This window comes from Pleurocapsa sp. CCALA 161 (assembly GCF_003003995.1).
Lineage (GTDB): Bacteria > Cyanobacteriota > Cyanobacteriia > Cyanobacteriales > Xenococcaceae > Waterburya.
In genome coordinates, this window is record NZ_PVWF01000007.1 from 58,401 (window position 1) to 85,339 (window position 26,939).

Here is a 26,939-nt window from a genome sequence, read left to right on the forward strand (position 1 = left end):
TTTGTCAAGTTGCTTTACATAAAATACTACTATGGGAACTGTGATCGGAAAACTGTAAAAATAATTAAGCGTCAGACACAGGAATTTTCCTACAATAAATTAGAATCTATGAATACTCCTCAAGTGGCTGCTTGTGGTTCTTGGCAATCGCCCATAACCTCAAATTTAATCGTTTCTCAGACTGTCGGCATTAGCAGTTTGGCTGTCAACCAAGGAAACATTTATTGGGTAGAAAAAAGACCCCAAGAACAAGGAAGAAATTTGCTGATCGGCTACGGCAATCAGACAGAGGTGAAAAATTTTACCCCCGCACCCTTAAGCGTGCGTAGTAAAATTCACGAATATGGAGGTGGTGCATTCGTAGTTGAAGAAAATACAATTTATTTTTCTAACTATCAAGATGGCAGAATTTATCAACAGGTAATTGGCACGCAACCCTATCCTTTGACAGATAAATTGGAGCGACGCTATGGGGATCTAATCGTTGATCGAGACAGAAATCGTCTGATTTGTGTCTGTGAAGATCATTCTTTAGCTGGCGAAGCCAAAAATAGTATCGTTACCATTAATCTCAATACAGGGAGAATGCAAGATTTAGTTGCGGGTAGCGATTTTTATTCTTCTCCCCGTTTGAGTCCTGATGGGGAGTATCTAGCCTGGTTGAGTTGGAATCATCCTAATATGCCCTGGGATAGTACTCATCTCTGGCTGGCGCAGCTTGACGCGGAGGGGATGGTTTTAGAGCCTAAATTAATTGCAGGAGGAACAGCCGAATCGATCTGTGAACCCAAGTGGGGTGATGATGGGACTCTTTACTTCTCAAGCGATCGCACTAACTGGTGGAATTTATATCGGCGAAAACCAGATGGTCAGGTAGAGATTCTCCAGCAAAAATCTGCTGAGTTTGCCTATCCTCATTGGATATTTGGCTTATCTACTTATGCTGTGGTGGGAGAGTCTATCATCTGTGCTTATTCAGCCGATGGCTGCTGGCATTTAGGCAAAATTGACTTAAAAACCAAACAGTTTAGCGAAATTAAAACTAGATATACTAATATTTCCGATCTTCAAGGCAGCGATGATTTTGTCATTTTTATAGGTGGTTCTCCCACAGAAACAACGGCGGTAATTAAGCTGGATTTAAATACCTTGAGAGAACAAATACTACGGCGTACAGGAGAGGTTCAGATTGACCCTGGCTATTTATCGCTACCAGAGGCGATCGCTTTTCCCAGTAGCGAAGGTTTAACTGCTCATGCTTGGTATTATGCTCCAGAAAATAAAGATTACCTAGCTATGTCAGGAGAACTGCCTCCTTTAATAGTCAATAGTCATGGAGGGCCCACAGCCGCTGCTGCGGTGGAATTGAACCTGCGAATTCAGTACTGGACTAGTCGTGGTTTTGGCTATTTAGATGTGAATTATGGTGGCAGCATTGGTTATGGTCGTCAGTATCGTCAGCGACTAGACGGCAAGTGGGGAATTGTTGACGTAGATGATTGTATTAACGCTGCTAAGTATTTGGTTGAGCGCAAAAGCGTAGATGGCGATCGCCTAGTGATTACAGGCAGCAGTGCAGGAGGCTATACTACTCTAGCTGCCTTAACCTTTCGCGATACTTTTAAAGCAGGGGCAAGTTACTATGGCGTGAGCGATCTAGAGATCTTAGCCAAAGATACTCATAAGTTTGAATCTCGCTATTTAGATCGTTTAGTGGGCAAGTATCCTGAAGATCGAGCTATTTATCAAGAGCGATCGCCGATTTACTTTATCGAACAGTTAGACTGTCCTGTGATCTTCTTTCAGGGATTAAAAGACCAGGTAGTACCCCCAAATCAGGCGGAAATGATGTTTGAGGCGATCAAAAAAAAGGGTTTACCCGTGGCTTATATTGCTTTTGAACAGGAGGCTCATGGTTTTCGGATTGCTGAAAATATTCAAAAAGCTTTGGATAGCGAATTTTACTTTTATTCCCGTATCTTTGGTTTTGAACCAGCAGATCGGCTCGAACAGATCGAAATAATTAATTTATAGGTAAAAACTAGGAACTAAAAACTAAAAACTAAAAATATTACTAATGAAAAAATATCTAAATAATTTTGTTTACCTACTTAATTCACAGCAATGGCGATTAACCAAGTATTCTTTTATATCCCCAATCTAATTGGCTATGTCAGATTTATTTTTTATCTAGCCAGCTTTATTAGTCATAGTTTAGGTTACTGGCAACTGTGTATTGGACTATATGCGATCGCCTTTATTTTAGATGAATTTGATGGCCGAGCTGCTCGTGCCTATAATCAAAGTAGTAATTTTGGTGCTGCCTTAGATATGGTGGCGGATCGTTCGGCAACAGCGGGTTTATGTCTGATTTTGGCACAGCTATATCCTCATTATTTATTAGCATTTATTGGCGCGATCGCCCTTGATATTAGCAGTCATTATTATTTAATTTACGCTACAGGAATGCGGGGATCAGCCAGTCATAAAGATTCGGCTCAATGGTCGAATAATGCATTACTGAAGCTTTATTATGGCAAAAAACCTTTTATGGATTTGCTGATTCTGGGTAATGAACTATTTTATCTCCTACTATATCTTGATTTTTATCTAGTAGGAATAAGTATAAATTTAGCTGGCTGGCAGACAAATATTTGGCAATTATTGCTAATAGTTTTCTTGCCAATTTATTTATTGAAACAGGCGACTAATATTCTTCAGCTACAGGCAGCAGGACAAGAAATAGCCAAACTAGATTTAATTAGTCGTGAAGCTAAATCGGCAACTGAATAATCATATTGTTCTATACTAATTAAGCCAATATCCAGCCTCAATCATTTAAATCATTTAAATCATTTAGTCATCTAGATCGCTGATGAAACAGTACCCTGAAGCAGACATTTCCAGCGCAGTGGATCTTGCCCTGGCTTGTGCCTTACTACAACGCACTCAGACGGGAGACTTAACCCATTGTCCCTTAATGCTTTCACCAGCTATTATCACCAACCTGTTGATTACCCAACTAGAGTCTTTAGCTCAACCTTTAGCTCTTTTAATTCATCGAGTAGCCAACGATTTAGATTTTCTGGTAGAACAGCTTCAATTTACTGCTGCTAGTGACGAGTATACGGGCTTTTTGTTATCTCTAGCTCAAGAACAACGTCGTCAAGATAGTTTGCGGTTTTCTCTTACCCGCAGTGATTACTTCATGACGCAAACAGACGGCTTACGCCAAGTAGAATTTAATACTATTGCCGCCAGCTATATCGGTTTATCGGAAAAAATCACCGAATTCCATAAAATATGGGGTAATCTTCAGAAAGAAACCTGGGACTTGTTACCTAATCAGCCAATCGCTGCCGTTGCTGATGCCTTTGTGACGGTGATGAAGGAGTATAATGTTTTAAATGCTTGTGTGCTGTTTGTGGTTCAAGCTAACGAGCGTAATGTTTTCGATCAGCGTCTTTTAGAAATCGCCCTGATTGAACGGGGTATCAAAGTTGTACGCGCTAGCCTCGAAGCAATTGGCGAACAGGGAGAAGTACGTCAGGGTCATCTCTTACTTAACGGTGAAATTGCTGCTATTACTTATTTTCGAGCGGGTTACCGTCCTGATGAACTCGAAAGCAAAATAGCTCGTCAAGGTCGTCAGTTAATTGCTCGTTCAACGACAGTTTCTGTGCCAGATTTACCAACTCATTTAGCAGGAACTAAGAAAATTCAGCAAGTATTAACGAATCCTCAACTGTTAAAGCTCTTTCTTGACGAAGAGGATATTGCTATAGTTAGAACTGCCTTTGCCCAGATTTATACTCTTGATGTGCAGATTAAATTTGAAGGCAAAATGATGCTAGCCAAAGAAGCAGCTATTTTACAACCAGAGCAATTTGTGCTTAAACCCCAGCGGGAGGGTGGCGGTTTTAATCTATATGGTGAAGATTTGCGTCAATGTCTACAAAATCTACCAGCAGAAGCAGGTAACGCATACATTTTAATGGAACGACTATATCCACCTGTGTCTCCTGGCTGGGGTCTAAGGGATGGAAAACTCTGGCAAGGACAGGTAGTACACGAAATTGGTCAATATGGTATCTTAATTGCTCATGGCGATCGCATTTTAACCAATCAAGCAGCAGGTTATCTCGTGCGTACTAAGCTTGGCGAGATGAACGAGGGGGGTATATCGGCGGGATATGGACATCTCAACAGTTTGGTTAAAAGTAATACCTAGTCCTTTTATCCGAATCGAAAGTAGAGGCGAACGGTTGTTCGTCCCTACAAAAATCAATAGTTGGGCATTACATTCTTTCTAAAACATTAATCCCTAATAAAGATAAACCTAACTTAATTGTACGTGCGGTTAGATCGGCCAAAATTAAGCGTGAAGTTTTTTGAGGTTCAGCCGCGTTTAAGATCTCACACTGTTCATAAAATTGATTGAACTTTTGGCTCAATTCAAACAGATATAAACAAATACGATTAGGTAATAAACTAGATTCAACTTCTTTCACCACTTCTTCAAACTGCAAGATGTATTTTGCCAAAACTAATTCTGCATCTTCCTTTAAGACAATTTCCGTATTATTATCCAACGCAGAAAAATCAATATTTCCCTTACGACTAATACCTTGAGTACGGACATAGGCATATAACAAATAGGGTGCAGTATTGCCTTTTAGATCGAGCATTTTATCGAAATCAAACTTATAGTCTGAGGTGCGATTTTGACTCAAGTCTGCATATTTTACAGCGCTTAAACCAGTTGTTTGAGCTACATAATTGATGAATTCGGGAGTTTCTTTTCTTCCTTCTGCTGTTAGTCTAGTTTCTAATTCTGTACGAGCATAATCTACTGCTTCATCTAATAAGTTTTTGAGCTTAACTGTCTCACCAGAACGAGTTTTAATTCTCTTACCATCTTTGCCCAAAACTAACCCGAAGGGTACATGAACAACTTGCACTTCATCGGGTAAAATTCCCGCCTTTCTAGCTACTTGAAATACTGCTGCAAAATGATTACCCTGTCCAGCGTCAGTAACATAAATAATTTTATTAGCGCCGTCTTCTTTGACTCGATATTTAATTGCTGCTAGGTCGGTTGTGGCATAGTTAAAACCACCATCAGTTTTCTGGACAATTAACGGCAAAGGATCGCCATCTTTATTAGTAAAACCATCAAGAAAAACACACATTGCCCCTTCACTTTCTTCTAGTAAGCCTGTTTGCTTTAATTCACTAACAGTGTCTTCTAGAAAAGGATTATAAAAAGACTCGCCTCTTTCTTCTAGCTTGATATCGAGTAAATCATAAATTACTTGAAACTCTTGGCGAGATTGATTGCACAATAACTGCCAAGCATGAAGGCTATCTTCAGCACCCGCCTGCAACCTGACTACTTCCTGTCTGGCGGTTTGCTTAAACTCTTCATCTTCGTCAAAACGAACCTTGGCTTGTTTATAGAGAGATACCAAATCACCAATATCTAAGGCATTAGCGGTGGTTAAAGCTTGTGGATAAGCTTCTCTAAGGTAAGCAATCAACATACCAAACTGAGTCCCCCAATCGCCTACATGATTAAGACGCAGGACATCATAACCCCGAAATTCTAAAATACGGGCGATCGCATCTCCAATAATTGTTGAACGCAGGTGTCCCACATGCATTTCTTTAGCAATATTGGGACTAGAAAAATCGACAATTACCTTGGATTCTGGCTGTACTCGGGGGATACCTAATCTTTCGTCTGACTGGATTTGACTCAGCAATTGCCCAATATAATTAGATTTTAGCGTAAAGTTGATAAAACCTGCTCCAGCGATGGTGGGAGTTTCGCACATATCCTCAATTTGTAAATGAGCGATGATGGTTTGAGCGATCGCCCGAGGATTTTGCTGGAGAGGTTTTGCTAAAGACAAGGCTACATTGGACTGATAGTCGCCAAATTTGGGATTGTTCGTGGATGCTACCAAAGGATCGGTATTTGCTAACTCATCACCAAAGGCAGACAATAAAGCTTGGCTAACAGAATCTTGAAGCTGTTCTAGTATGGAGGTCATGTGATATTTGTTTATTTGAGCTTGAAGACAGTTGTAGCCGACAAGCAGCTATTCCTAGAATAATCAATTTATCATCAAATGAAATTAAGACAGTAAGATTTAGACCAAATTAGACTAAATCCGCCACTATCAAAGGCTATAAAACTGTCAAGGATATTTGTGCCTGGAGTTCGGTAGTAGTGTTTACACCCATTTCTACTGGTGTTACTATTCCTTCTACCGCCGCAGCATATCTAGGAATTGCACTGGCAGCTAAGGGTATATGGCGATCGCTAACTATCAACCCTAGAGTAGGATCGTAACCCCGCCAACCCGCACCTGGTAAATATATTTCTACCCAAGCATGTAGATCTCGCGACTTTTGCTCTGCGTCTCCTTCTTGGTAGCCACTGACAAACCTAGCGGCAATACCTATTGCTCGGCAAACCTCCATAAATAGCACGGCATAATCGCGACAAGAGCCTATGCGTTTTCTCCAGGTGACTCCTGCGGGGAAAGGTTCTCCGCTGTCTCTAGTTATATACTCACAGTTTTGATAGATGCGTTGATTGAGAGCAAAGAGAAAGTCGAGAGTATTTCCTTGGGTGGCGATCGCAATTTCTTGGGCAAGTTCCAATGCCGAGCTGTCCTGTACAAAGCTATAGGAATATAGATAGGGTTCTAGTTGTTTTAAGAGAGAACTGGGATAGTCAAACGGAAGCGTCATTGCCCAAGGTTCAAGTAAATAGATAAACGGATTGCTACAGCTTGTTTCTACCCTAGCCAAAGTTTGGATGCTTAATTTCTCTGTTGGTTGGGCAAACCACAGCTTGATTAAATTATTGCCGTCGAGATCGATAAAATCTGAACTTCCTTGAGCTAAGGGTAATACGGATAAACTAAAACTCTGAAGTTGGTTAAAGCGATCGCTACGAGGGCGTAATCTCAGCAGATGAGGCTTGAGTATTACTGGTTGAGAGAAACTGTAGGTTGTTTGATGGCTGATTTGGTATAGCACAGAAGGAATCGCTCAAAGCAATAAAAGTAGTATAAATTTCGTTTCCCACCTCATTAATAGAACTTTGCATACCGTCTAAAAACTCGTGTAGTCCCGATTGAATGATATCTTCAATAGTTAGATAACTAAGTCGAGAACATAGTTTGCCCAAAGCTCTCTCTGCACCATTACACCAGTTACCAGGAGGTGTTTGAGTAATCTCATGTAGGCATCGCTGAGTTTGCCATAGACAAAAGTGAATTGAACGAGGAAATTGTCGGTCGAGAATTAAAAATTCGGCGACGCTACTAGGAGTAATGTAGTGCTGGGATTTACTGTACATTTCATAGGCACTAGCAGACTTTAATAAAGCCATCCATTGAATCCGATCTAAGGGAGTACCCACCCACTCGGCAGAAGGTAAGAGCAGAAAATATTTAACATCTACAATCCGCGTAGTTTTATCGGCTCTTTCTAATAATCTGCCCATTTGCCCAAACTGCCAGCCTTCATTATGAGACATGGTGGCATCCATTACCCCCGCAAAACGATGGCTAGCCATTTTTACTTGACTAAATAATTTGGGCAAGGCTTTAAAAGAACTAGTGGCTGATACCTCTTTAACCATTAGGTAAAAAGAATTGACTTCCTCCCACATTTCCGAGGAAATTACCTCACGAATTGAGCGCGCATTTTCTCTGGCTTTGCTTAGACATGAAATAATTGAGTTTTCATAGCTGGTATCAAAGCAAAGAAACTGAATTACATTGCGATTATTCACATCACTATAGCGACTATTAAACTGATCCAAATCTCCTGTGACGGAAATTAACGGTTTCCATTGAGGAGAAACTCCCTGGGGCAGATCCAAGATCAAATTTAGATTGACATCAATAAAACGAGCAACATTTTCTGCGCGTTCAATATAGCGATTTAACCAGTAAATTGAATCAGCTACTCTGCTTAACATTATTGTTGATTGTTGTTGTACTTGATTAATTAATAGTTGAGTTGAGTATCCAGGTATCTTTACTTCCGCCACCCTGAGAAGAGTTAACCACTAAAGAGCCTTTTTGTAGCGCTACACGAGTTAATCCGCCTGGATGCACATAGATCTCGTGACCACGATGCAAAATGTAGGGACGTAAATCTACATGTCTACCTTCTACTTTGCCATCAATCAGTGTTGGCACTCGCGAAAGACTAAGAGTAGGCTGGGCAATATAGTTGCGGGGATTCTCCTTAATTTTGGCGGCAAATTCTGCTCTTTCTACATCCGTAGATTTTGTGCCGATTAACATCCCATAACCACCAGCTTCGTTGGCTGCTTTCACCACTAATTTATCTAGATTAGCTAAAACATAAGCGCGATCGCTTTCTCTCCAGCAAAGATAGGTGGGAACATTGGCTAAAATGGGTTCTTCCCCTAAGTAATAGCGAATCATCTGTGGGACATAGGCATACACCACTTTGTCATCTGCTACCCCTGTTCCTGGGGCATTGGCTAGAGCAACTCGACCTTGTTGATAGACGCTCATCAATCCTGGTATTCCCAGCAGAGAATTAGGATTAAACGCCAAGGGATCTAAAAAGTTATCATCAATCCGACGGTAAACTACATCGACTCGTTTTAAGCCTTTAGTCGTACGCATTTGTAGATAGCCATCTACTACTACTAAATCTCTGCCTTCCACCAATTCAATTCCCATCTGCTGTGCCAAAAAGGAATGTTCATAATAGGCAGAGTTATAGATTCCTGGGGTTAACAGCACGACCATTGGTTCTGGTAGCTGAGGTGGTGCTAGATTGAGTAAGGTTTCTAATAGCTGATTGGGATAATCATCTACAGGCTTAACCGTCATGTCCCGAAATATTTCAGGGAAGGTACTCTTCATAACCCGTCGATTTTCTAACACATAAGATACCCCAGAAGGCGATCGCAAATTGTCTTCCAAGACATACCACTGACCATCATGATTTCGGACTAAATCTGTCCCTGTAATGTGACACCAGACTCCAGCAGGTGCTTTGATTCCCAGACAAGGCTTAAGAAAACCCGAAGCAGTATGGATAATCTCTAGAGGTATTTTGCCATCTTTGATGATTTTTTGCTCTCCGTAAACATCATTAAGAAACAAATTTAAAGCCTGAATGCGCTGCTTTAAACCTCGTTCTAACTTTGACCATTCATCACCATCAATGATACGGGGAATAATATCAAACGGAAAAATCTTTTCCACCCCTTGATTATCGTTGTAGACGTTGAATGTTACCCCCAGTTTAAATAGCGCTATTTCTGCTGTTTGACGCTGTTGTTCTAACTGCTGCATCCCCAACTCAATCATATGCCTAATTAAATCAGCACAGTGCGATCGCGGCTTACCTAATTCTAAAAATAGCTCGTCATAAAAGTTTTCTGGGTCGTAAGCTTCAAATGCCATGTATACTCGGTCAGCTCCAATACTTATGATTTTTAGCCATAATTTTCAAGCCTATAGATATTTAGTCTAGCGTTATGTTCGTTGCGAACTTTAATTTTAATAACCTAAAAATTTTTCAGGCAAATTGTCTGCTGTTGAGAATTAGGCGATCGCTCAATTGCTTTAGTTGCTTAAAACGATAATTTATGTCTTAGAAGTCAGATTTAATCTTGATAGATGACTGGTCTACTATAATTAAATGTAAGATGAAACGAATCAGCAAACGCCAGGAATTGATTTGTGTTGGTAGTAATTTAATTGCTCAACGAGGATTTAATGCTGCCAGTATTAATGAGATCTTGAGTAAAGCAGGCGTGCCTAAAGGTTCGTTTTACTATTATTTTGCGAGTAAAGAAGAGTTTGGTTTAGCCATCATTGATGATTTTGCGAGTAAATGTCAAAAGCAGCTAGAAAGCTGTTTAGAGAATGAGCAATTTTCTCCTTTAACGCGCTTACGTAACTATTTTGAATTAAAGATTATCGATCTAAAAAGCGGTGACTGTATTGATGGTTGCTTAATTGGCAATCTAGCTCAAGAATTGTCTGCCCAAAATGAACTATTTCGCGATCGCCTACAGCAAATATTCACTAGCTGGGAACAATCTTTTGCTCAATGTTTAGATGCTGCACAAGCTAAAGGAGAATTAGATATTCATGATCATTCTGGTTTGTTAGCGAAGTTCATTTTGTCAAGTTGGGAAGGAGCAATCCTACAGGCAAAGGTGGAAAGGTCGATAGTACCAGTGGAAACCTTTGTGTTAATTTTATTTGAGCGCTTACTAAAATAAGTAGAAACACTCGTTATTGAGAAAACTTATACCAATTCTCGAAAATAACGAGAGACTTAGGACAGGTTAAGCTTTCAGCTCTGACCGAAGGGAATCCTTGAGGATAGCTTTGATGAATATTTAAGCCTTTTCATTGACTCTAAGAATATTTTTTATCTTTCCAGCTACTTTTAGGAATTGGTATTACATCGAGACGAGAATTTAATTTTATTTCCCTTTGCCCTTTGACCAACCTTAACAGATTCTATGAGTGGGTAACATCAGGCTTCCAAGTAGACCAAGTATATATTTGAAATATCTTGATCGGTAACTAATTTAAAAACTGACTACCTAAACCTTGGAACATAATCCAAGAAAGAAAAAAGTTAGTAATAAAAATCGCAATTAACGCCATAACTACTGCGGTGGTGGTAGATTCTCCAACTCCTTTTGCTCCGCCAGTCGTAGTCAAACCCCAGCTAGAGCCAATAATGGCAATAATGCCGCCAAACATAACGGATTTAATGAGCGCACTAATTAAATCCCAAATCTGTAAAAAAGTCTTGATCGAGTCAATAAATAGTACTTGAGAAATACCGTAAAAAAAATCAGCTACAAAAATTCCCCCAATCAAACCCATAATCAGAGAGAAGATTGTCAAAATCGGCAACATTGAACAACAGGCAATCAAACGAGGAATGACTAAATAATCAATAGGATCGCTTTTTAAAACGTAAAGAGCATCAATTTGCTCGGTAACTTTCATTGTGCCAATTTCCGCAGCAAATGCCGAACCGACTCTGGCAGCCAGCACTACTGCGGTCAAGACGGGAGCTAATTCCCGACACAAAGCCAAAGCCAAAACTCCCCCAATCGCTTGAACTGCACCGAAGTTGAGAAATTCACGGGCAACCTGAATCGTAAATACCATTCCCACAAAAGTTGCTGTTACCAGAGCAATCATCAGAGAATCTGGTCCTACAATCTTCATTTGTTCTGTTGTATTTTGACGATGTATTTTACCCTTTAATAAGTGAACCACAACTTGCCCTGCTAGAAATAAAGCCTCGATAGAACGTTCTAGCCAAACTTGAATCCCCTTATTAGAGGTTGTACTACTCATGAATTAATTGATCTCGCGACTGAAAATATTGCTTAAAAAATATTGCTTAAAGAATAATCTTCCAAGACAACAAGAATTCTAAAATAGCATTTATTCTTAAGTCGCTTAAAATTCGATACCTGGTTGAGCCTTAACTCCTTGTTCTCGAAAGGGATGTTTGATTAAAGACATTTCTGTGACCAAATCGGCGATCGCAATTAGCTGCTCTGGTGCGCCTCTTCCTGTTAAAATAACGTGAGAGTCTGTGGGTTTACGACTCAAACCTGCAATTACTGTATCCACTTCTAAATAACCTAGTTTAATAGCAATATTAATCTCATCGAGCAGGACTAAGCGATATTCAGGATCAAGTATATACTCTAAACTGGTTGTCCAAGCGGCTGTTGCTTTTTCAATATCCCTTTCCCGATTTTGGGTATCCCAGGTAAATCCTTCTCCCATCGCGTGAAACTCTAGCTGATCTGACCATTTACTCAATACGGCTTTTTCCGCAGGTTCCCAAGCACCCTTAATAAATTGGACGATTGCCACTTTATATCCATGTCCCAGCGATCGCATAACCATTCCCAAGGCTGCGGTAGTTTTCCCTTTCCCATTACCCGTATTGACAATGATCAAACCCTTCTCCTGGGTTTTCTCAGCCAGACGCTTTTGTTGCACCTCTTGGCGACGCTGCATTTTTTGCTTGTGCTGTTCGTTGCTAATTGTTGATTGGCTCATGGTTTTGATTGCTATAGTTATTCTAAATAGAAAATATAGGTTAATTAGTACTACTTTTCATCATTCATCGTTGTCTCGATTTTATAAAACATAGGTCAATTAATTGGAATGACTATATTTACTAGACTTGCCTATGGATCAGACATTTCCTTGCCCTTATCTTGACTCAATTAATTCTCCTGTGATGCTAAAGGCGCGAATTTCCTGAATTTTCACCTTGACTGTTTTGCCTTTTAATTGTTCGATCTTGCCAGGAAAGAAGGTTAAACGATTAGTTCTGGTTCTTCCTAAGAGTTGAGTAGGAACTTTGGTGTTTTGCGCTTCCACTAACACCTCTACTTCTCGCCCTAAGTAACGCTGAGAACGAGCCTCCGCCGTAACAGACACTAGACGGTTTAAACGCTGAAGGCGATCGCTTTTCTCTTCTTCACTTAATTGATTATCCCACAGAGCAGCAGGTGTTCCTGGACGAGGTGAATAAGCGGCGGTATTAACTAGATCGAATTCGAGATCTTCAACTAACTTCAAAGTATTTTGGAACTGTGCTTCTGTTTCACCAGGAAAACCAACAATGGCATCAGCAGTAATCGCAGCATCAGGCATATATTCCCTAATCGTTTTGATAATGCGACGATATTTCTCCTGGGTGTAACCCCTCTTCATCGCCTGAAGAATATCGTTATCTCCCGACTGGAAGGGAATATGAAAGTGTTCACAAACATTGGGCAATTCTTGACAAGCTTTAATTAATCTTTCAGTAAAATAACGGGGATGACTGGTGGAAAATCTCAGCCTCTCAATCCCAGAAATATCATGGATATAGTAAAGAAGATCTGTTAGCGTATGCTGATGTCTGCCTTCTGGGGTGCTGCCTGGTAGATCTCGACCATAGGCATCAATGTTTTGTCCTAACAGAGTAATTTCTTTGTATCCTTGTCTGCTCAAATCTTCTATTTCAGCTTTAATCGCTTGAGGAGTTCGAGATTGTTCTACTCCTCGCACATTAGGCACAACACAGTAACTACAGCGCTCATTGCAACCATAGATGATATTAACCCAGGCAGTCACATCACTATCGCGACGGGGTTTGGTAATATCCTCAAAAATTTGAATTGGATCAGTAGCCACTACCTGATTGCCATCAAAAACCTGTTGTAGCAGATCTTCTAAGCGGTTAGCATGTTGAGGTCCCATCACTAAATCTAATTCAGGGACACGACGCAAGAGTTTTTCTCCTTCCTGTTGGGCAACACATCCAGCCACGACTAGAGTTAGATCTGGCTGCTGATGTTTACGTTTTGCTTGTTTACCCAGATAAGAATAGACTTTTTGTTCGGCATTATCGCGAATAGTACAGGTATTGTAAAGAACCAAATCGGCTACATTAGGATCGTCAGCAGCTTTAAAACCCATGTGTTCTAGCACGCCAGCCATACGCTCAGAATCAGCTTTATTCATCTGGCAACCGAAGGTAACAATGTTATATTTTTTCTCGTATCTTTTGCTGGCGTTATTCATATCAGATCAACAGTAGCGAGAAGATTAAACAGAACTACTATACAAGTTTAAAACGTTCCACTACAAACATGATGTAATTTAGCTCTTAAAATAAATTTTAGATATGCAAAAGAGAGATGATGAGTTGTAGTGATGTACAAAATACCAGATAGCAATGATTAGGCAAAGGTCGAACGGCGGTTCGCCCTTGGTTAGAAAACGATAGTTTGTGTTGTAAATTTAAACAGCTAGATTTGAGCAGCCAAATTTTGTTCCACTACCCGCACCAGCTTATCTGTCCAATAGTTAGTTAACTGCTGATCGGCAGCTTCCACCATGACGCGGATCAAGGGTTCGGTTCCTGAAGCCCGAACTAAAATGCGTCCCTGTTCACCCATTGCTGCTTCTGCTTGAGCGATCGCCAATTGGATGGGTTCGCATTCTGACCATTGACTGCGACGTTCGCGATCTTCAACGATGACATTACGCAAAATTTGGGGATAGGTTTGGAAACTATTATCCACTAATTCAGTTAAAGAAGTTTCGGACTGTTTAACTAAAGAAGTCAGATGTAGGGCGGTTTGAATGCCGTCCCCTGATACTCCGTGGTGATGACAGAGAATATGTCCTGACTGTTCTCCTCCTAGCATCGCTCCCGTGCGCCACATCGCTTCTTGAACATGGCGGTCGCCGACCGCAGTACGCTGCATTTTGCCTCCCTTGGCTTGCCAAGCTCGTTCAAAACCCAAGTTAGCCATTACCGTCGCCACAATTAAATCATCGGGTAGCTGTTGTCGCTGACGTAGTAAATCACCCCAAAGATAGAGGATATAGTCACCATCAATTACTCTTCCCTGGCTGTCTACCGCCATAACTCGATCCGCATCACCATCAAAGGCAAATCCAAGATCGGCATGATAGTCTTGTACTCCTTGCTTTAATAATTCTAGATGGGTAGAGCCACAATTAACGTTAATCAGGTCGCCATTGGCTAAATCATGTAGACTAATTACTTCTGCGCCCAACTGCTGAAAGATTGCTGGAGCAACCCCCACCGAAGCTCCCCAAGCTAAATCTAGAACAATACGCATTCCCCGAAAACTGATGTTTTGCGGCAGGGATTTTTGTAAAGACTGGACATATTGTTGAACTAATTCGGGGCGCTGATAAGATTTACCCCAAGCTAAATTAGCACCCTGGAGCATACAATCAGTTCTCAGATGAGTCTCGATTTTTTGGGTTAAGGAATCAGATAACTTAGTTCCCTTGTGGCTAAAAAACTTAATTCCGTTATCTTGTGGCGGATTATGGCTCGCCGAAATCATAATTCCCCCAATTGCTTCACTGTCACTGGCTAAATTAGCGACACAGGGAGTGGGACACAAGCCTAAGTTCCAAACTTCTAGCCCTGCGCTGGTCAATCCAGCGGCGATCGCCGCCGCTAACATATCGCTGGAATTGCGTGAATCTTGCCCCACAATAATTGAACCTTTACGGCTTACTGCCTGTTCTAAAACTTTTCCAGCCCAATATCCTAACTGTAGGGTGAAAGGTGCATTTAAAATATCTCCTGCCTTCCCTCTAATTCCATCTGTGCCAAACAAGGGGGTTTGTGGCAATTGATCTGTATTAATTAAAGTCTTAGCTAAATTATTCACACCTGTACACTCCTACGGCTGATGATTAATCAAATTTATTAAGTATTTTTGCTTAAAAAATATGTTTTATAATTAGCAAAAATTGTACTACAAAATTTAATTTATACTTAATCTTAATATTCCCTATATTCACCCAATAAGTTAAACGATATTTTGCTATTTTGGGTAAAATAACGCTGTGTTTGAGTATATCTGCTTAAGGTCAAGGGATAATTAAGATTGTTTAATAGTTACTTAATCTCAGTTGAAATATGCATTCATTATAGATTCATTGTTTCTAGAATCTTAATCATCTCTGGCAAACTCAAACCCGACTCAAGGTATTGAGGGTTGCTGGGATTATAAGGGCTGGCAAGGCGATCGATTGAATGAATCGTTGAATCGGCTGCAATTACTGGGATATCAGGATCAAAAGCCGTCGGCATGACTAGAGAACTAGAAAATCCTGCAAAGATCACGACCGTATCAGGTTCGCCCGCAGCAGTTTCCAGGTGAACCATCAAGACCTCTTGTTTTCGCTGGAGAGTGTATTGTTCTAAACGTAGGCTAATGGGTTTTAACATCATTTTTGTAGCTTTCAGCTTAATTCTTTGATGAGCGATCGCCCCTATCTCAACTGTTGATTTTCGATCACAATTACTGTTCCAACGCCGATCGCCCTTGTTTACCGAGACGAATCAGAATGAAGTATGCTAAATAGATAATGTAAATAACTAAACCAACTGAACCCATAAAGCCTAAAAACCCTTCATTGCCTGGCTTATTGTGGAAAAAGTTACGATAGGCTGCGGGCGCTTCTAACCATACCTGACAAAAAGCAGTTTTGGCGGTACTGCTAGATATACCACAGGGAAGAAAAAATGATTTAGCGATCGCCCCTAAAGTACAATAGGCAGTCATCGCCCAGCGCCAGGAGGTAAATGCTAATTTAAGAAAATTTTGGGGTATGTCGCGAATTTCTTCATTGAGATCCACCCAAAACCAAAGAGAAATGGCAATTAAAATGCGGGCTGCAAAACCACTAAGAAATCCGACTTTCCACCCAGGGATTAAAAGATAAACCGTAATCATTAATAAACTAGCAACTCGCCAATAAATGATCAGTAATCTTTGCATGGCTTCTTGTCTTTGAAATAAAGCCCAAATTAATAATCCTAAAGGCAGAATTACCGTTAGCAATACTCCTAAACGATAGTCCATCCATACTAAAGGTCTAAACCAAATATCCATTATTTATCTTGTTGAAATTGTGTCTACTATTTTGGTGTTTGCAGTTAAACAGCTTGCAATCGCCTTTTAAGAGTGCATCAACAATTGCTCTAAGTCAACGTTAGTCCATGGGAAGAATTATAGACTGGGATTGACCGCCAGAGGAGGCATCTATCATGGATACATTGAAGTGTCCTATAGGATACTCCTTCGGATAAAGTTTCCTCACCCTCCCCAAAAAATAAAGATGAGAGCCTGATTTACTCTCATCTTCGCGGTTAACAATTATTTAATTGAAATTTAATTGAAATTTAATTGAACATTTACGCCGATAGACTTTGGGGTAAATGTTAGTCTTCGTAAACGCGACATTCTAAAGCATCAGGATTTTCATCGCAGTAGACTTCTAAAGAATTTTTTGTTGGAGTCTTTTGCTTTTGATGAGATGCTTCGGAAGATAATTCTTCTACTGTATCCCAAGCAACTGCGCATTCGGCAGAAGTTGCTCCGTCCCCACCACAAGCTTCTCTTGCTTCTTCTCTGGCTTTTTGTAATTGCTCTTGTAAATCGCTCATATTAGTCCTCTATTATTTAAGATTCAGGGTTATGTTATACCACAGGCAGCTTTTTGGCTGTGATAAATGCTGACGTTTTCTCAACTTTGGGAATAAACCGTTATTTATTACAACTTAATTATAAGACCTGCTATTATCCAGTTATTTTTTTTGAATTACGGTTTCCCCTAAGTAAGTATTTATACTCTACAATCTAACATGGCTCGAATTGTACTCACCTCAAATCTATCTATAGACTTAACCCTATTCTTGAGCTTTAGTTAAATACTTCAGACAATTATAATAATAACGTTTGCAGTTGAGGCACAACAAGATTAAACCCAGGCATAACACACTCGGTCAGCTTAAAATACTTAAGCGCTATTTAAGAAAAATTTTGAATATTTTAATTATTTAGACCCTGGCTCAACCAAAATTACGATTAGGCTTCCCTAGAGGATTCCCTAAAGGGTATATCCGCAGATGTATCCGTGATAGATACCTTCGCGTCACGCCTAGCCCTCGGATCACCAATCAATAGCAATCAAGCAATAAATTTATGGCTGAGGTATTGAATTTTAGTTTCAAGGTGTGGATTTTGGCAGCGGGCAGACTATTATCGGAAATTGGTACTGGCTTTACTTTGTTTTACGCGCCGATTTTTTTCGTCAACGAAGTAGGACTGTCATCGACGCTAGTGGGGATTGCTTTGGGGAGTGGCTCAGTTTCTGGTGTTGTGGGCAGATTTTTGGCAGGAGAGGGAGTAGATTCACCTCGTTGGGGACGCAGGAAAGTTTTATTGGCCTCCGCTGCCATCTCAATTTTGGCAGACGTGGTGTTATCTTTATCGTTTAATTTTGCGACCCTGGTATTAGGCAATTTATTGATGGGTTTTGGGGTAGGGATGTATTGGCCAGCTACCGAAGCAGCCATCATCGATTTAACTACTCCCCAACAGCGTAATGAGGCGTTTGCGATAACTCGACTGGCAGATAGTTTGGGATTGAGTTTAGGGGTGGTGTTAGGTGGTGCTTTAATTGCCAACTCTGGCAACTATCGAACTTTGTTTGTGATTGATGGTATTTCCTTTGCTGTCTTTTTTGCCGTAATTTATTTTGCGATCGCCGAAACTTATCAATTTAAATCACAATCGGCAGATCATCAGCCTAATGGCTGGTCTTTTGCTTTTCGCGATCGCGTTTTAATGGTATTTGTGGCGGTTAATATTTTATTTACCATCTATCTATCCCAGGTACAAAGTACCATGCCTTTGTATTTAAAAAACTTTGTTCAATTAGCTGACTCCACCACAGGTTTCTCCGAAAAAATTATCAGTGGTTTATTTACTTGGCATATTGCCTTGGCGGCAATTTGCCAGCTTCCTGTTGCTTGGATACTCAATCGCTTTACTCGGATTGCAGGATTAAGCTTGTCTTTTCTAATTTGGGGAATAGCCTTTATCTTAGTTTGGGTGACGGGCAATATGCCCAATCATACTTTGATTTGGGCAGGCTTAACATTAGGCGTAATGTCTTTAGGCATGGTGACATATACCCCTGTTGCTTCTGGCTTAGTGGCAGAATTAGCGCCTGAATCCTTGCGCGGAGTGTATTTTTCGATTAATTCTCAATGCTGGGCGATCGGCTATTTTATCGGCCCTCCATTAGGCGGCTGGGCTTTGGATCATCCGCAATTCACTAACTATTTTTGGCTCATCTGTGCAGCCTCAATCTTATTAGGTTTGGCAATTTTACAGTATCTTCAAAGGTTAATTAAAGCTAGATAGTTCAATTTGCCTAAATTAAACATAATTCATTAGAAAAAACTAGAAAAACAAATTAATAATTTAGCAAGCTTCAAATATTAATAAAAAAGCAAAACTCATATAATTACTGGGTAAACAAAAAATATCCGTGTTTATCTATAATTCATCTGTGTACGCAAAGACAATTTTTATAAGTAATTTGACGGACTAATTTGAATAAAAAGATTAAGAAATTAATTATTATGGATAACTTAAAATTCCAAACAAATACTTAATTGGTTAGCTTTTAGCTTGTTTCGACATTTACTTATATTCTTCGATCTATCGACAATACATAAAAATATTGCTAACTTCAAAGAGTATTATTTTCTGGCTAGCATCTTGTTAAACAACATAATAGGCAGAAATATAGAAGAAGTATAATCTTGCTTTTATGTCCCAAAAAGCTGCTGTTGATTTAACCAATGTTAATTTGCAGAATGAAGCTGGTTTAACGAAAAAAATAACTGAGTTAATTCCGAATATTATCTATATATACGACTTAGAAAAAAAGTGTAATATTTATTCTAATTCTTTAAGCAGAAAAATTTTGGGCTATTCTGACTCAGAATTAAAGTCGATGAAACGGTCATTGAGTAGAATATTTCATCCCGAAGATTTACTGGCGATCGCCCAACACCATCAAGACTGTTTGCATCTAAATCAGGGCAATTATTTAACTATCGAATATCGAGTCCAGGATAAGCAAGGCAATTGGCATTGGTTGGAAAGCAAAGACACGGTTTTTGAACGAGACGCTTTTGGTAAACCGATTAAAATCTTAGGGGTTGCTCAAGACATTACCGAAATCAAAGAAATTAAGCTTAAATTAACGGAAAAAGTCAAAGCTCTAGAAACCTGGCGCGATCAGCATCTGAAGCTGGCAACAATGAATGAGTTTTTGCAGGCTTGCCTAACTCTTAAAGAAGCACAAACAGCCTTAAGCAGTCTTTTGCAGCCATTATTTCCTCAGACTCATGGCGCGGTTTATCTGATGAAAAATAGCAAAAATTCACTACAAGCGATCGCCACTTGGGGAATGGTTAACAGCAGTACTTTCGAAACTCATGAATGTTGGGCATTACGCAAGGGAGATTCACATCTAGCTTATCCTAGTACTCCAGGAATCTATTGTAGTCATGTTGATGCTGATAACTGCCATCAACCAACTTTATGCATCCCTATGATTGCCAGAGGTCAAACTTTAGGCATGTTACATTTATGTTTTAAAACTTCTGACCCGATCAGTGAATTAATTCAAGAATTGTCAAAAACAGTCGCACAAAATATAGCCATGTCCTTTGCCAGTCTCGAGCTTCAAGAAAAGCTGAGATATCAAAGTCTGCGAGATCCGCTGACTAAATTATACAATCGTCGCTATTTACAAGAATCTTTGAAGAAAGAGCTAGATCGCGCTCAGAGAAAGCAGCAGTTTGTGGGCATTATCATGATTGATATTGATCACTTTAAAAAGTTCAATGATATCTATGGTCATAGTGTCGGAGATTTAGTCTTAAAAGAAGTTGGCAATTACCTGTTATCGCAAATCCGTCAGTATGATATTGCCTGTCGTTATGGAGGAGAAGAATTAGTAATTGTGATGCCTGATGCCTCCATTGAAAATACAATCCTGCGGGCAGAAGAAATTAGGGTGGGAATTAAACAATTAAAACTTGAACACGGTCATCAACAACTTAAATCGATTACGGTTTCGATTGGCGTAAGCTGTTTCCCTGACGATGGTATCCATAGCGAGCAGTTAATTCAAGCAGCAGATAAGGCTTTATATCAAGCAAAAGAACAGGGGCGCGATCGCGTTAAACGATATTGATCAACGTGATTTCAACTTGTTAAATGGTGAAGTTTGCTCAAAGGGAGAAGGGAAAAGGGAAAAGGGAAAAGGCACACTTGCTTAAATCACAGAGCAATTCAGGTATGATAACTACAATGACCGCTTTCCCTCAGAAATTTTAAAGCTAAGAGTGAGGCATCGCGTCACCGCGATGCCTCACCCGAAGGGCTGACAGCTAATAGCTAATAGCTATAAAGTATGAACAATTATTTTGCTACGGTGTCTCGTGGCTTGGAAGAAGTAGCTGCGGATGAACTAAGACGAATTGGAGCAGGAGACGTACGCCCAGAATTTACAGGGGTACATTTTCGAGGCGATCAAAAATTACTCTATAAGGCAAATCTTTGGACGAGGACTACTTTTCGGATCTTAAAACCGATCGCCAGAGTCAAAAGTTTTAATGGTGATGAGCTATATCGCAGTATCCAGAAGATTGACTGGTCAGAATATCTCGATCCTGATATGACTTTAGCTGTTACCTGTACAGGCAAGAATAAACTCCTCAATCATACTCATTTCACAGCGCTACAGATCAAAAATGCGATTACCGACTGGCAAAAGGTGAGAGGGGGAAAACGCTCTAGCGTAGATACGGATAAACCAGATCTGCAAATTAATGCTCATATTGACGAAAAGCACTGCATCATTAGCCTAGACAGTTCAGGCTCTAGTCTCCATCGTCGGGGATATCGCCCTGCCATTGGTGCTGCACCGATGAAAGAGACTCTAGCAGCAGCTTTGTTAGATATGGCGGAATGGACACCAGATTTAGCCTTTCTCGATCCCATGTGCGGTAGTGGCACTTTACCGATTGAAGCAACTTTAAAAGCATTGAATGTTGCCCCTGGACTCTATCGTGATTTTGGCTTTCAAACTTGGTTAGACTACGATCGCAATTTATGGCAAAGTTTGTTAAAAGAAGCTGAAGCACAGCAAAAACACGATCTAGAAATACCGATTATTGGGAGCGATCGCGATCTCCAAGTAATTAAGCAAGCCTTTGTGAATGCAGAAAGTTCGGGCTTAGAAGACTATGTGCAGTTTGCTAGACGAGAGCTTGAGGATGTGGAAGCACCAGCCGATCACGGGGTTTTAATCTGCAATCCGCCTTATGGTGTCAGACTTGGTACAGAAGCCGAATTAGGTGAACTATATAAACTGTTGGGAGATATCTTTAAGCAGCGATTTAAGGGATGGACAGCCTATGTTCTTACAGGTAGTATGAAGCTTTCCAAACAGGTGGGCTTGAGGACTTCTAAGCGGATTAAACTCTATAACGGCGCAATTCCCTGTACTTTGTTGAAATACGAAATGTATTAAAATCGCTTAGGGATTAGCAATATCTTAAAAGCTTATAGCTCAAAACTAGTTAATCAACAACGTAGTCTATTAAATTAAAAACTATTAAAAACTACTGTATGTCAGAGCGAATAGTACGTAAGGCAATAATCCCTGCTGCGGGTTTGGGAACACGGATGTATCCCGCTACTAAAGCCCTAAAAAAAGAGTTGTTACCAATCATTGATCGAGATGGACGCGCCAAGCCGATTATTCTGGCAATTGTGGAAGAAGCCATCAGCGCAGGGATCGAAGAAGTGGGAATTGTAGTGCAGCCAGGCGATCGCGATTTGTTTTACGACCTTTTCAAGTCTCCTCCTAAACCTGAATTATGGTCAAAACTGTCAGCAGAAAATAAGCAATATAGTGAATATTTAGTAGCTTTAGGCGATCGCATCACAATTCTAACTCAAACTGAACAACAAGGCTTTGGTCATGCGGTTTACTGCGCCCGCGATTGGGTAGACAATCAGCCGTTTCTACTTTTGCTTGGGGATCATGTTTACACTTCGGCGATTGACTCTAGCTGTGCTGCACAGATGATAGATATTTATCAACAACATAAAACTAGCGTGATTGGGATCACCATCATGCAGGATAAAATCATTCATAAGGCGGGGTGCGTTAGCGGCAAATGGAAAACTGAACAAGCTATCTTAGAAATTGCTCAAATCTACGAAAAACCTACTCTAGAATATGCCAGGGAACATTTACAAGTCCCTGGAATGGCTAATGATGAATTCTTGGGGGTGTTTGGTATGTATGTCCTCGAACCAGTAATTTTTGAACTTTTAGCTTTAGAAATAGATAATAACGAACGTTTCCAAGGCGAGTTTCAACTGACAACCTGCTTAGATAAATTAAGACAGCAACATAGTGCGATCGCTTATCTCGTTCAGGGACAATATTACGATACAGGGATGCCCCTTTTCTATCGCCAAGCCCTGATCGACTATTACAGACGTGCAAAGTTAGATTAGGACATGTTTAGTTAACTTTTCTTAGGTAGTACGGCGCGTTTTTGGTAAGAATATTCTTACCAAAAAGCCGCCTTAGGTAGTAAATGTCCTAACTTCTGACTTCTGACTTCTGACTTCTGACTCCTAACTCCTAACTCCTCTCAAGGTCTTAGCTTCATATCATGAAAATACTGATTCACTCCATAGTATTCCATGACAACTGGTATTTTAGGATTTGATAAGCGATTATCTAAAAAATAAATGATTTTTTGGCAAGTATCATAACAGCCGATAGTGGCAATCAGCGTACTATTAATAAAAATTCCCCACCGTCCATTTTCTAGTTGTTCGCAATAATATGCCATCAGTTTGTTGATTTTACTCCCTATGTTCTATTGATTCTATTGATTGAATAATCTAGAGTTTACTAAAATAAAATTGTAGGCTCGCTAAAAGCTAATGTCTTTATTATATAAAGATAATTAAATAATAGCTTAAATAAATCTGTAATTTAAACAACAAAGCTACTTTTTATGCTGTACTCTACCTTTTAAAGCAAAAAATGTATTGTAAAGTACAAATTAAATGAAATTTGTTTGTTGTAAGGAAAATTTATTCTCTGAAAGAGCGATGAAATAGCCCTACAAGATTAGGTTAGGACAGAAAAGTAAATAGCTTGTAAGTAACAAGTAAAGATTGTCCTCATACAAGTGCGTATCGCTATATTTGTTTGACTTGTTTTACTTCTTATTAAGTAAAGACAATCCAATGTTTCTCTACGATAGGATCTTAAACGATGTTTTGGTTGAATTGCGAGTTAACAAATGAATTATCTAGTTGCTGTATTACCCGATCGCATTCAAGCGGAAGAAGCTTACACAGCGTTAGAAAAAGCTGGTATTCCCCTAAGCAAAATGACGATCGCTGGGCGGGGATATAAAAGCGCTGATGAAGTAGGTCTATATGATGATAAAGAGCAGGCACGCAAAAAAGCAATTTTTATGGCGTACTGGCTGATTCCTTTCGGTTTTGTGGGCGGATATATTTTTAATTCAATTACAGGACTGCATAACCTCGATTGGGCAGGAGATCCTGGTAATCATATCGTAGGGGGTTTCTTGGGCGCAATTGGTGGTGCGATGGGCAGTGTTTTTGTCGGTGGTGGCGCGGGTTGGGCTACTAGTACAGCAGGAGATACTTTTTCCTATCGAGCATATCTGGATGCCAATAAATATTTATTATTGGTGGACAATGTGGGCGGATTTGGCGATCGCGCTATTCCGATCTTGCGTAAGTTAACACCTGAAATAATTCAAAGCTATAATTCCTAGTTCTGCTAACCTTGATCAAGCCCTAATCATTACCGTCAAACTATTAAATGCGATCGCAACTTTATGCTTTTTTTTAAAAGTAGCTGGAGAGATACAAAATTGTTTTCACTCACCTACTCTCCTCGCTATCCAAATCCTCCTGGCTATTGAACCGTTAATAATGACTTCCTGACTTACGATGCTGAATCGCAGTAATTCCATCTTTTGCAGATACTTCACCTTGCTCAACTACTGCATAAATCAAAGTGCGATCGCCTGATGGCAAATAACTCTGAACTGTACATTCAATATGAGCCAAGGCATCTTCAATAATCAAGCAACCATTACCAGCAGGTTTGGTAGTTACATTATTAAAAGAATTAGTACTTTGAGCCGAAAAATTTCTCCTGACAGTTCTACCTTCATTGAGGATATTTAGCACAAACTTATCCCCTGGGTTACTAATTAAATCCACATTTTGTTCTTTCCCCACCGCAACCATCACTCCAGGAGGATTAAAGGTTGCTTGAGATACCCAAGAAGTCAACACACCGCTATGATGATTACCTTGATTGGTAGTCAAGACGCAAAGCGAACCAACAATTCTACCGACTGCTTGTTCGGTGCGGTCAATTTGAGTTTCGGTTACTGCTTGTCGAGGACTACGGAGTTTTTTAGATTTTTTCAGTTTTTGCGTGAATTCTTGACCTGCTTTGATACATTCTTTTAACATCGCAGTAGTAGGAGAAAAGCGCACACGGATTGGTTCAAAGCCCAAATTGTAGTGGGCATCTTTTAGTTTATTGGCTAACATATCGATCGCTTCTCCACTCCAACCATAAGAACCAAACACACCTGCTAATTTGGTTTTCGCTGCGCTAGCTAAGACGATACCTAAGGCGGTTTGAATTTGAGTAGGGGCATGACCACCTAATGTCGGCGAACCAATGATAAAACCATCACATCTTTGAATTGCGGTGGTAATTTCTGCGGTTGACGCCAGTTCGCAGTTAATCGATTCTACCGCCACTCCCGACTGTACTAAGCCATGAGCGATCGCACTAGCAATGGTGGCGGTGTTACCATAAGCAGAAGCGTACATTAAAACTACTTGAAGTTTTTTGCTGGTTTGTTGTTGACACCACTGATGATAATCATAGCTAAAACGACTCAGACTATATTTAATCAATGAACCATGAGCAGGAGCATAGATTTTGCTAGGAAAAGGCGTAAATTTAGCTAAAGCAGTTTCTAACTGTTTAGTTTGAGTAGCGTGAAGACAGTCAAAATAGAAACGGCGGTCTAAATCTAATTGTTTCCAATGATCATCAAAGATAGATTCATCGCAAACGTGCGCCCCAAAAAACTTATCAGTATAAAGAATTTTGTTTTGAGGATCGTAGGTACATAAGCTATCTACCCAACGAGGCGTAGTGGTACTAATAAACTGTAATTGATGTCCCTGTCCTAAGTCTAAAGTATCATTATCTCTGACTACTTTAATTTGCGATCGCCATTGAGGAAAAATCAAAGCCCCCTTGAGGGCATTAACTGCTGGTTTAGTACAGATTATTTGTGCTTGGGGTGCGTGTCCTGCTAGTAATTGTACCGTTGCTAAACGATTGGGGTTTACATGCTGTAAGATGATGTAGTTTAATTTTTGTAGCTCAAAATGCTGTGCTAAGGTTTCTAAATAAATTTGCGTAAAAGATTGTCCTGGGGGATCGATCAATGCCGTTTTGTCGGCTTGAATTAAATAGGAATTAGAAGTCGTACCTTTTTGACGAGAGTATTCAACTTCAAACTTTAATCGATCCCAAGTGCGCGATCGCAATACTTGGGTATTTGTACCAATATTTGCTATTTGAACGTCTTTTTTTTTGGCTGTTGGTTGAATAGTTGTTTGTTTCATGGTTTTTGATGTTTGTGTTATTAGTTATGGTTTGTGATTTGTTGGTCGTCGAGTGAATGATTGTTTGGCGAACGACTGTTGCCCCCTATTTTTTGTTTGTATCGTTGAGATACTTTTTGCTCAGGATCTACTCCTTCAAAGGTGGGTGGTAGCCAAACTCGGACTACTAATAGAACAGCGAGAACTAATAAAAATGAACCAGTGGCTAATATCTGACTCCAGGGAATGTCTAAAATTCCTTTAACAATGATTTCTCGCAAAACCGAAACAATGGATACTTCAACGGCGACACCAATAGAAACTCGGCGTTCTTGCAGGTAAATGATTAGTAAGCGAAATAATTCCACTAAAATCAAGATAAACAAGATATCAGCCGTGACTTCCGTAAAATTTAGAGGCGGTAGCAGCGACACAAACATCTCTCTTAGCTGAAGCGTCATGAAGCCAAATAGACCAATACAAAGAGAAATAACAATGAAGTCTTGGATAAATTCCAGAATTTTGATAACTCCACCATGATTTAGCCATTTGTGCCAGGGAGTCGGCGGCGTATTAGCGAGTTTGTGCATGATAAAAATTGGGTGAGAGGAGCAGCGGAAGCGGAGGAAGCAGAGCTAAAAGCTAAAAGCTAGAAGCTAATTAATAATGATTTCCTACCTTGCGATGGTGAACGGCAGTTAAAACATCTAGCTTGGCTACTCTGCCAGCTTGCACGGTACTATAG

General features: G+C 40.0%; 23 protein-coding genes. 9 read left to right on the forward strand and 14 right to left on the reverse strand.

What is annotated here, in order from left to right; all coding sequences use genetic code 11:
• Positions 1–108 precede the first annotated feature (108 nt).
• The 3 genes from C7B62_RS03330 to C7B62_RS03340 all read left to right on the forward strand — a co-directional run bounded on the left by C7B62_RS03330 (position 109) and on the right by C7B62_RS03340 (position 4,231).
• Positions 109–2,034 (forward strand): S9 family peptidase, encoded by a 1,926-nt coding sequence (locus tag C7B62_RS03330; protein WP_106233193.1) that lies wholly within the window; start codon positions 109–111, stop codon positions 2,032–2,034.
• 90 nt (positions 2,035–2,124) lie between these two features.
• Complete coding sequence (locus C7B62_RS03335) at positions 2,125–2,793, forward strand: CDP-alcohol phosphatidyltransferase family protein (protein ID WP_106233194.1); 669 nt, start codon at positions 2,125–2,127, stop codon at positions 2,791–2,793.
• An 82-nt stretch (positions 2,794–2,875) separates the two neighbouring features.
• Positions 2,876–4,231: a glutathione synthase gene (locus C7B62_RS03340; RefSeq protein ID WP_106233195.1), complete on the forward strand. Its 1,356-nt coding sequence runs from the start codon at positions 2,876–2,878 to the stop codon at positions 4,229–4,231.
• 67 nt (positions 4,232–4,298) lie between these two features.
• Here the strand turns inward: C7B62_RS03340 and argS are convergent, their stop codons facing one another.
• The 4 genes from argS to C7B62_RS03360 form a co-directional block, all read right to left on the reverse strand.
• Positions 4,299–6,056: an arginine--tRNA ligase gene (gene argS, locus C7B62_RS03345; RefSeq protein ID WP_106233196.1), complete on the reverse strand. Its 1,758-nt coding sequence runs from the start codon at positions 6,054–6,056 to the stop codon at positions 4,299–4,301.
• A 136-nt stretch (positions 6,057–6,192) separates the two neighbouring features.
• Entirely contained in the window at positions 6,193–7,053 is an 861-nt protein-coding gene (locus tag C7B62_RS03350; protein ID WP_106233197.1) for a transglutaminase family protein, read from the reverse strand.
• Positions 6,965–8,002, reverse strand: a complete 1,038-nt coding sequence (locus C7B62_RS03355; protein WP_106233198.1) for an alpha-E domain-containing protein — start codon at positions 8,000–8,002, stop codon at positions 6,965–6,967. Before C7B62_RS03355 ends, C7B62_RS03350 begins: the two co-directional genes overlap by 89 nt.
• 25 nt (positions 8,003–8,027) lie before the next feature.
• Entirely contained in the window at positions 8,028–9,473 is a 1,446-nt protein-coding gene (locus C7B62_RS03360; RefSeq protein WP_106233199.1) for a circularly permuted type 2 ATP-grasp protein, read from the reverse strand.
• A 245-nt stretch (positions 9,474–9,718) separates the two neighbouring features.
• On the opposite strand from C7B62_RS03360, the gene C7B62_RS03365 reads away from it, so the two are divergent.
• Entirely contained in the window at positions 9,719–10,300 is a 582-nt protein-coding gene (locus C7B62_RS03365) for a TetR/AcrR family transcriptional regulator (protein WP_106233200.1), read from the forward strand.
• 310 nt (positions 10,301–10,610) lie between these two features.
• Here the strand turns inward: C7B62_RS03365 and C7B62_RS03370 are convergent, their stop codons facing one another.
• The 7 genes from C7B62_RS03370 to C7B62_RS03400 all read right to left on the reverse strand — a co-directional run bounded on the left by C7B62_RS03370 (position 10,611) and on the right by C7B62_RS03400 (position 17,061).
• On the reverse strand, positions 10,611–11,402 hold the full coding sequence (locus tag C7B62_RS03370; RefSeq protein WP_106233201.1) for an MlaE family lipid ABC transporter permease subunit: 792 nt from the start codon (positions 11,400–11,402) through the stop codon (positions 10,611–10,613).
• Positions 11,403–11,507: 105 nt separating this feature from the next.
• A complete protein-coding gene (gene cobO / locus C7B62_RS03375; RefSeq protein WP_106233202.1) occupies positions 11,508–12,122 on the reverse strand; it encodes a cob(I)yrinic acid a,c-diamide adenosyltransferase in 615 nt (204 codons plus the stop codon).
• A 156-nt stretch (positions 12,123–12,278) separates the two neighbouring features.
• On the reverse strand, positions 12,279–13,640 hold the full coding sequence (gene miaB / locus C7B62_RS03380; protein ID WP_106233203.1) for a tRNA (N6-isopentenyl adenosine(37)-C2)-methylthiotransferase MiaB: 1,362 nt from the start codon (positions 13,638–13,640) through the stop codon (positions 12,279–12,281).
• 227 nt (positions 13,641–13,867) lie between these two features.
• Positions 13,868–15,277 (reverse strand): phosphoglucosamine mutase, encoded by a 1,410-nt coding sequence (gene glmM, locus C7B62_RS03385; protein WP_106233204.1) that lies wholly within the window; start codon positions 15,275–15,277, stop codon positions 13,868–13,870.
• 260 nt (positions 15,278–15,537) lie between these two features.
• Complete coding sequence (locus tag C7B62_RS03390; RefSeq protein ID WP_106233205.1) at positions 15,538–15,840, reverse strand: hypothetical protein; 303 nt, start codon at positions 15,838–15,840, stop codon at positions 15,538–15,540.
• A 73-nt stretch (positions 15,841–15,913) separates the two neighbouring features.
• The gene (locus C7B62_RS03395; protein WP_106233206.1) at positions 15,914–16,510 is read right to left on the reverse strand and encodes a DUF3177 family protein; all 597 of its coding nucleotides are present in this window, start codon (positions 16,508–16,510) and stop codon (positions 15,914–15,916) included.
• 326 nt (positions 16,511–16,836) lie between these two features.
• Complete coding sequence (locus C7B62_RS03400) at positions 16,837–17,061, reverse strand: Calvin cycle protein CP12 (RefSeq protein ID WP_106233207.1); 225 nt, start codon at positions 17,059–17,061, stop codon at positions 16,837–16,839.
• Between the two features lie 538 nt (positions 17,062–17,599).
• On the opposite strand from C7B62_RS03400, the gene C7B62_RS03405 reads away from it, so the two are divergent.
• The 4 genes from C7B62_RS03405 (at position 17,600) to C7B62_RS03420 (ending at position 23,014) form a co-directional block, all read left to right on the forward strand.
• Entirely contained in the window at positions 17,600–18,826 is a 1,227-nt protein-coding gene (locus C7B62_RS03405) for an MFS transporter (protein WP_106233208.1), read from the forward strand.
• A gap of 412 nt (positions 18,827–19,238) precedes the next feature.
• Positions 19,239–20,675, forward strand: coding sequence for a GGDEF domain-containing protein (locus C7B62_RS03410; RefSeq protein WP_106233209.1), 1,437 nt, complete (start codon positions 19,239–19,241; stop codon positions 20,673–20,675).
• A gap of 219 nt (positions 20,676–20,894) precedes the next feature.
• On the forward strand, positions 20,895–22,016 hold the full coding sequence (locus C7B62_RS03415) for a class I SAM-dependent RNA methyltransferase (protein WP_106233210.1): 1,122 nt from the start codon (positions 20,895–20,897) through the stop codon (positions 22,014–22,016).
• Between the two features lie 98 nt (positions 22,017–22,114).
• Entirely contained in the window at positions 22,115–23,014 is a 900-nt protein-coding gene (locus C7B62_RS03420) for a UTP--glucose-1-phosphate uridylyltransferase (protein ID WP_106233211.1), read from the forward strand.
• Between the two features lie 140 nt (positions 23,015–23,154).
• On the opposite strand, the gene C7B62_RS03425 is transcribed toward C7B62_RS03420, so the two are convergent.
• A complete protein-coding gene (locus C7B62_RS03425; protein ID WP_106233212.1) occupies positions 23,155–23,358 on the reverse strand; it encodes a hypothetical protein in 204 nt (67 codons plus the stop codon).
• 459 nt (positions 23,359–23,817) lie between these two features.
• Between C7B62_RS03425 and C7B62_RS03430 the strand changes: the two genes are divergently transcribed.
• Positions 23,818–24,324 carry a hypothetical protein gene (locus C7B62_RS03430; RefSeq protein ID WP_106233213.1) on the forward strand — a complete coding sequence of 169 codons (507 nt, stop codon included), beginning with the start codon at positions 23,818–23,820 and terminating at the stop codon, positions 24,322–24,324.
• Positions 24,325–24,478: 154 nt separating this feature from the next.
• Here the strand turns inward: C7B62_RS03430 and C7B62_RS03435 are convergent, their stop codons facing one another.
• Positions 24,479–26,215: a diflavin flavoprotein gene (locus C7B62_RS03435; protein ID WP_106233214.1), complete on the reverse strand. Its 1,737-nt coding sequence runs from the start codon at positions 26,213–26,215 to the stop codon at positions 24,479–24,481.
• 20 nt (positions 26,216–26,235) lie between these two features.
• On the reverse strand, positions 26,236–26,784 hold the full coding sequence (locus tag C7B62_RS03440; protein WP_106233215.1) for a phosphate-starvation-inducible PsiE family protein: 549 nt from the start codon (positions 26,782–26,784) through the stop codon (positions 26,236–26,238).
• Positions 26,785–26,939: the final 155 nt, after the last annotated feature.

Bases quoted from the DNA above. Each gene is read 5' to 3' on its own strand.
- cobO (WP_106233202.1), bottom strand. From the start codon at position 12,122: ATGAGCCAATCAACAATTAGCAACGAACAGCACAAGCAAAAAATGCAG.
- C7B62_RS03370 (WP_106233201.1), bottom strand. From the start codon at position 11,402: ATGAGTAGTACAACCTCTAATAAGGGGATTCAAGTTTGGCTAGAACGT.
- C7B62_RS03415 (WP_106233210.1), top strand. From the start codon at position 20,895: ATGAACAATTATTTTGCTACGGTGTCTCGTGGCTTGGAAGAAGTAGCT.
- C7B62_RS03440 (WP_106233215.1), bottom strand. From the start codon at position 26,784: ATGCACAAACTCGCTAATACGCCGCCGACTCCCTGGCACAAATGGCTA.
- C7B62_RS03340 (WP_106233195.1), top strand. From the start codon at position 2,876: ATGAAACAGTACCCTGAAGCAGACATTTCCAGCGCAGTGGATCTTGCC.
- C7B62_RS03390 (WP_106233205.1), bottom strand. From the start codon at position 15,840: ATGTTAAAACCCATTAGCCTACGTTTAGAACAATACACTCTCCAGCGA.
- C7B62_RS03405 (WP_106233208.1), top strand. From the start codon at position 17,600: ATGGCTGAGGTATTGAATTTTAGTTTCAAGGTGTGGATTTTGGCAGCG.
- C7B62_RS03335 (WP_106233194.1), top strand. From the start codon at position 2,125: ATGGCGATTAACCAAGTATTCTTTTATATCCCCAATCTAATTGGCTAT.
- C7B62_RS03420 (WP_106233211.1), top strand. From the start codon at position 22,115: ATGTCAGAGCGAATAGTACGTAAGGCAATAATCCCTGCTGCGGGTTTG.
- C7B62_RS03425 (WP_106233212.1), bottom strand. From the start codon at position 23,358: ATGGCATATTATTGCGAACAACTAGAAAATGGACGGTGGGGAATTTTT.
- C7B62_RS03360 (WP_106233199.1), bottom strand. From the start codon at position 9,473: ATGGCATTTGAAGCTTACGACCCAGAAAACTTTTATGACGAGCTATTT.
- C7B62_RS03435 (WP_106233214.1), bottom strand. From the start codon at position 26,215: ATGAAACAAACAACTATTCAACCAACAGCCAAAAAAAAAGACGTTCAA.
- miaB (WP_106233203.1), bottom strand. From the start codon at position 13,640: ATGAATAACGCCAGCAAAAGATACGAGAAAAAATATAACATTGTTACC.
- C7B62_RS03410 (WP_106233209.1), top strand. From the start codon at position 19,239: ATGTCCCAAAAAGCTGCTGTTGATTTAACCAATGTTAATTTGCAGAAT.
- C7B62_RS03355 (WP_106233198.1), bottom strand. From the start codon at position 8,002: ATGTTAAGCAGAGTAGCTGATTCAATTTACTGGTTAAATCGCTATATT.
- C7B62_RS03400 (WP_106233207.1), bottom strand. From the start codon at position 17,061: ATGAGCGATTTACAAGAGCAATTACAAAAAGCCAGAGAAGAAGCAAGA.
- C7B62_RS03430 (WP_106233213.1), top strand. From the start codon at position 23,818: ATGAATTATCTAGTTGCTGTATTACCCGATCGCATTCAAGCGGAAGAA.
- C7B62_RS03330 (WP_106233193.1), top strand. From the start codon at position 109: ATGAATACTCCTCAAGTGGCTGCTTGTGGTTCTTGGCAATCGCCCATA.
- C7B62_RS03365 (WP_106233200.1), top strand. From the start codon at position 9,719: ATGAAACGAATCAGCAAACGCCAGGAATTGATTTGTGTTGGTAGTAAT.
- argS (WP_106233196.1), bottom strand. From the start codon at position 6,056: ATGACCTCCATACTAGAACAGCTTCAAGATTCTGTTAGCCAAGCTTTA.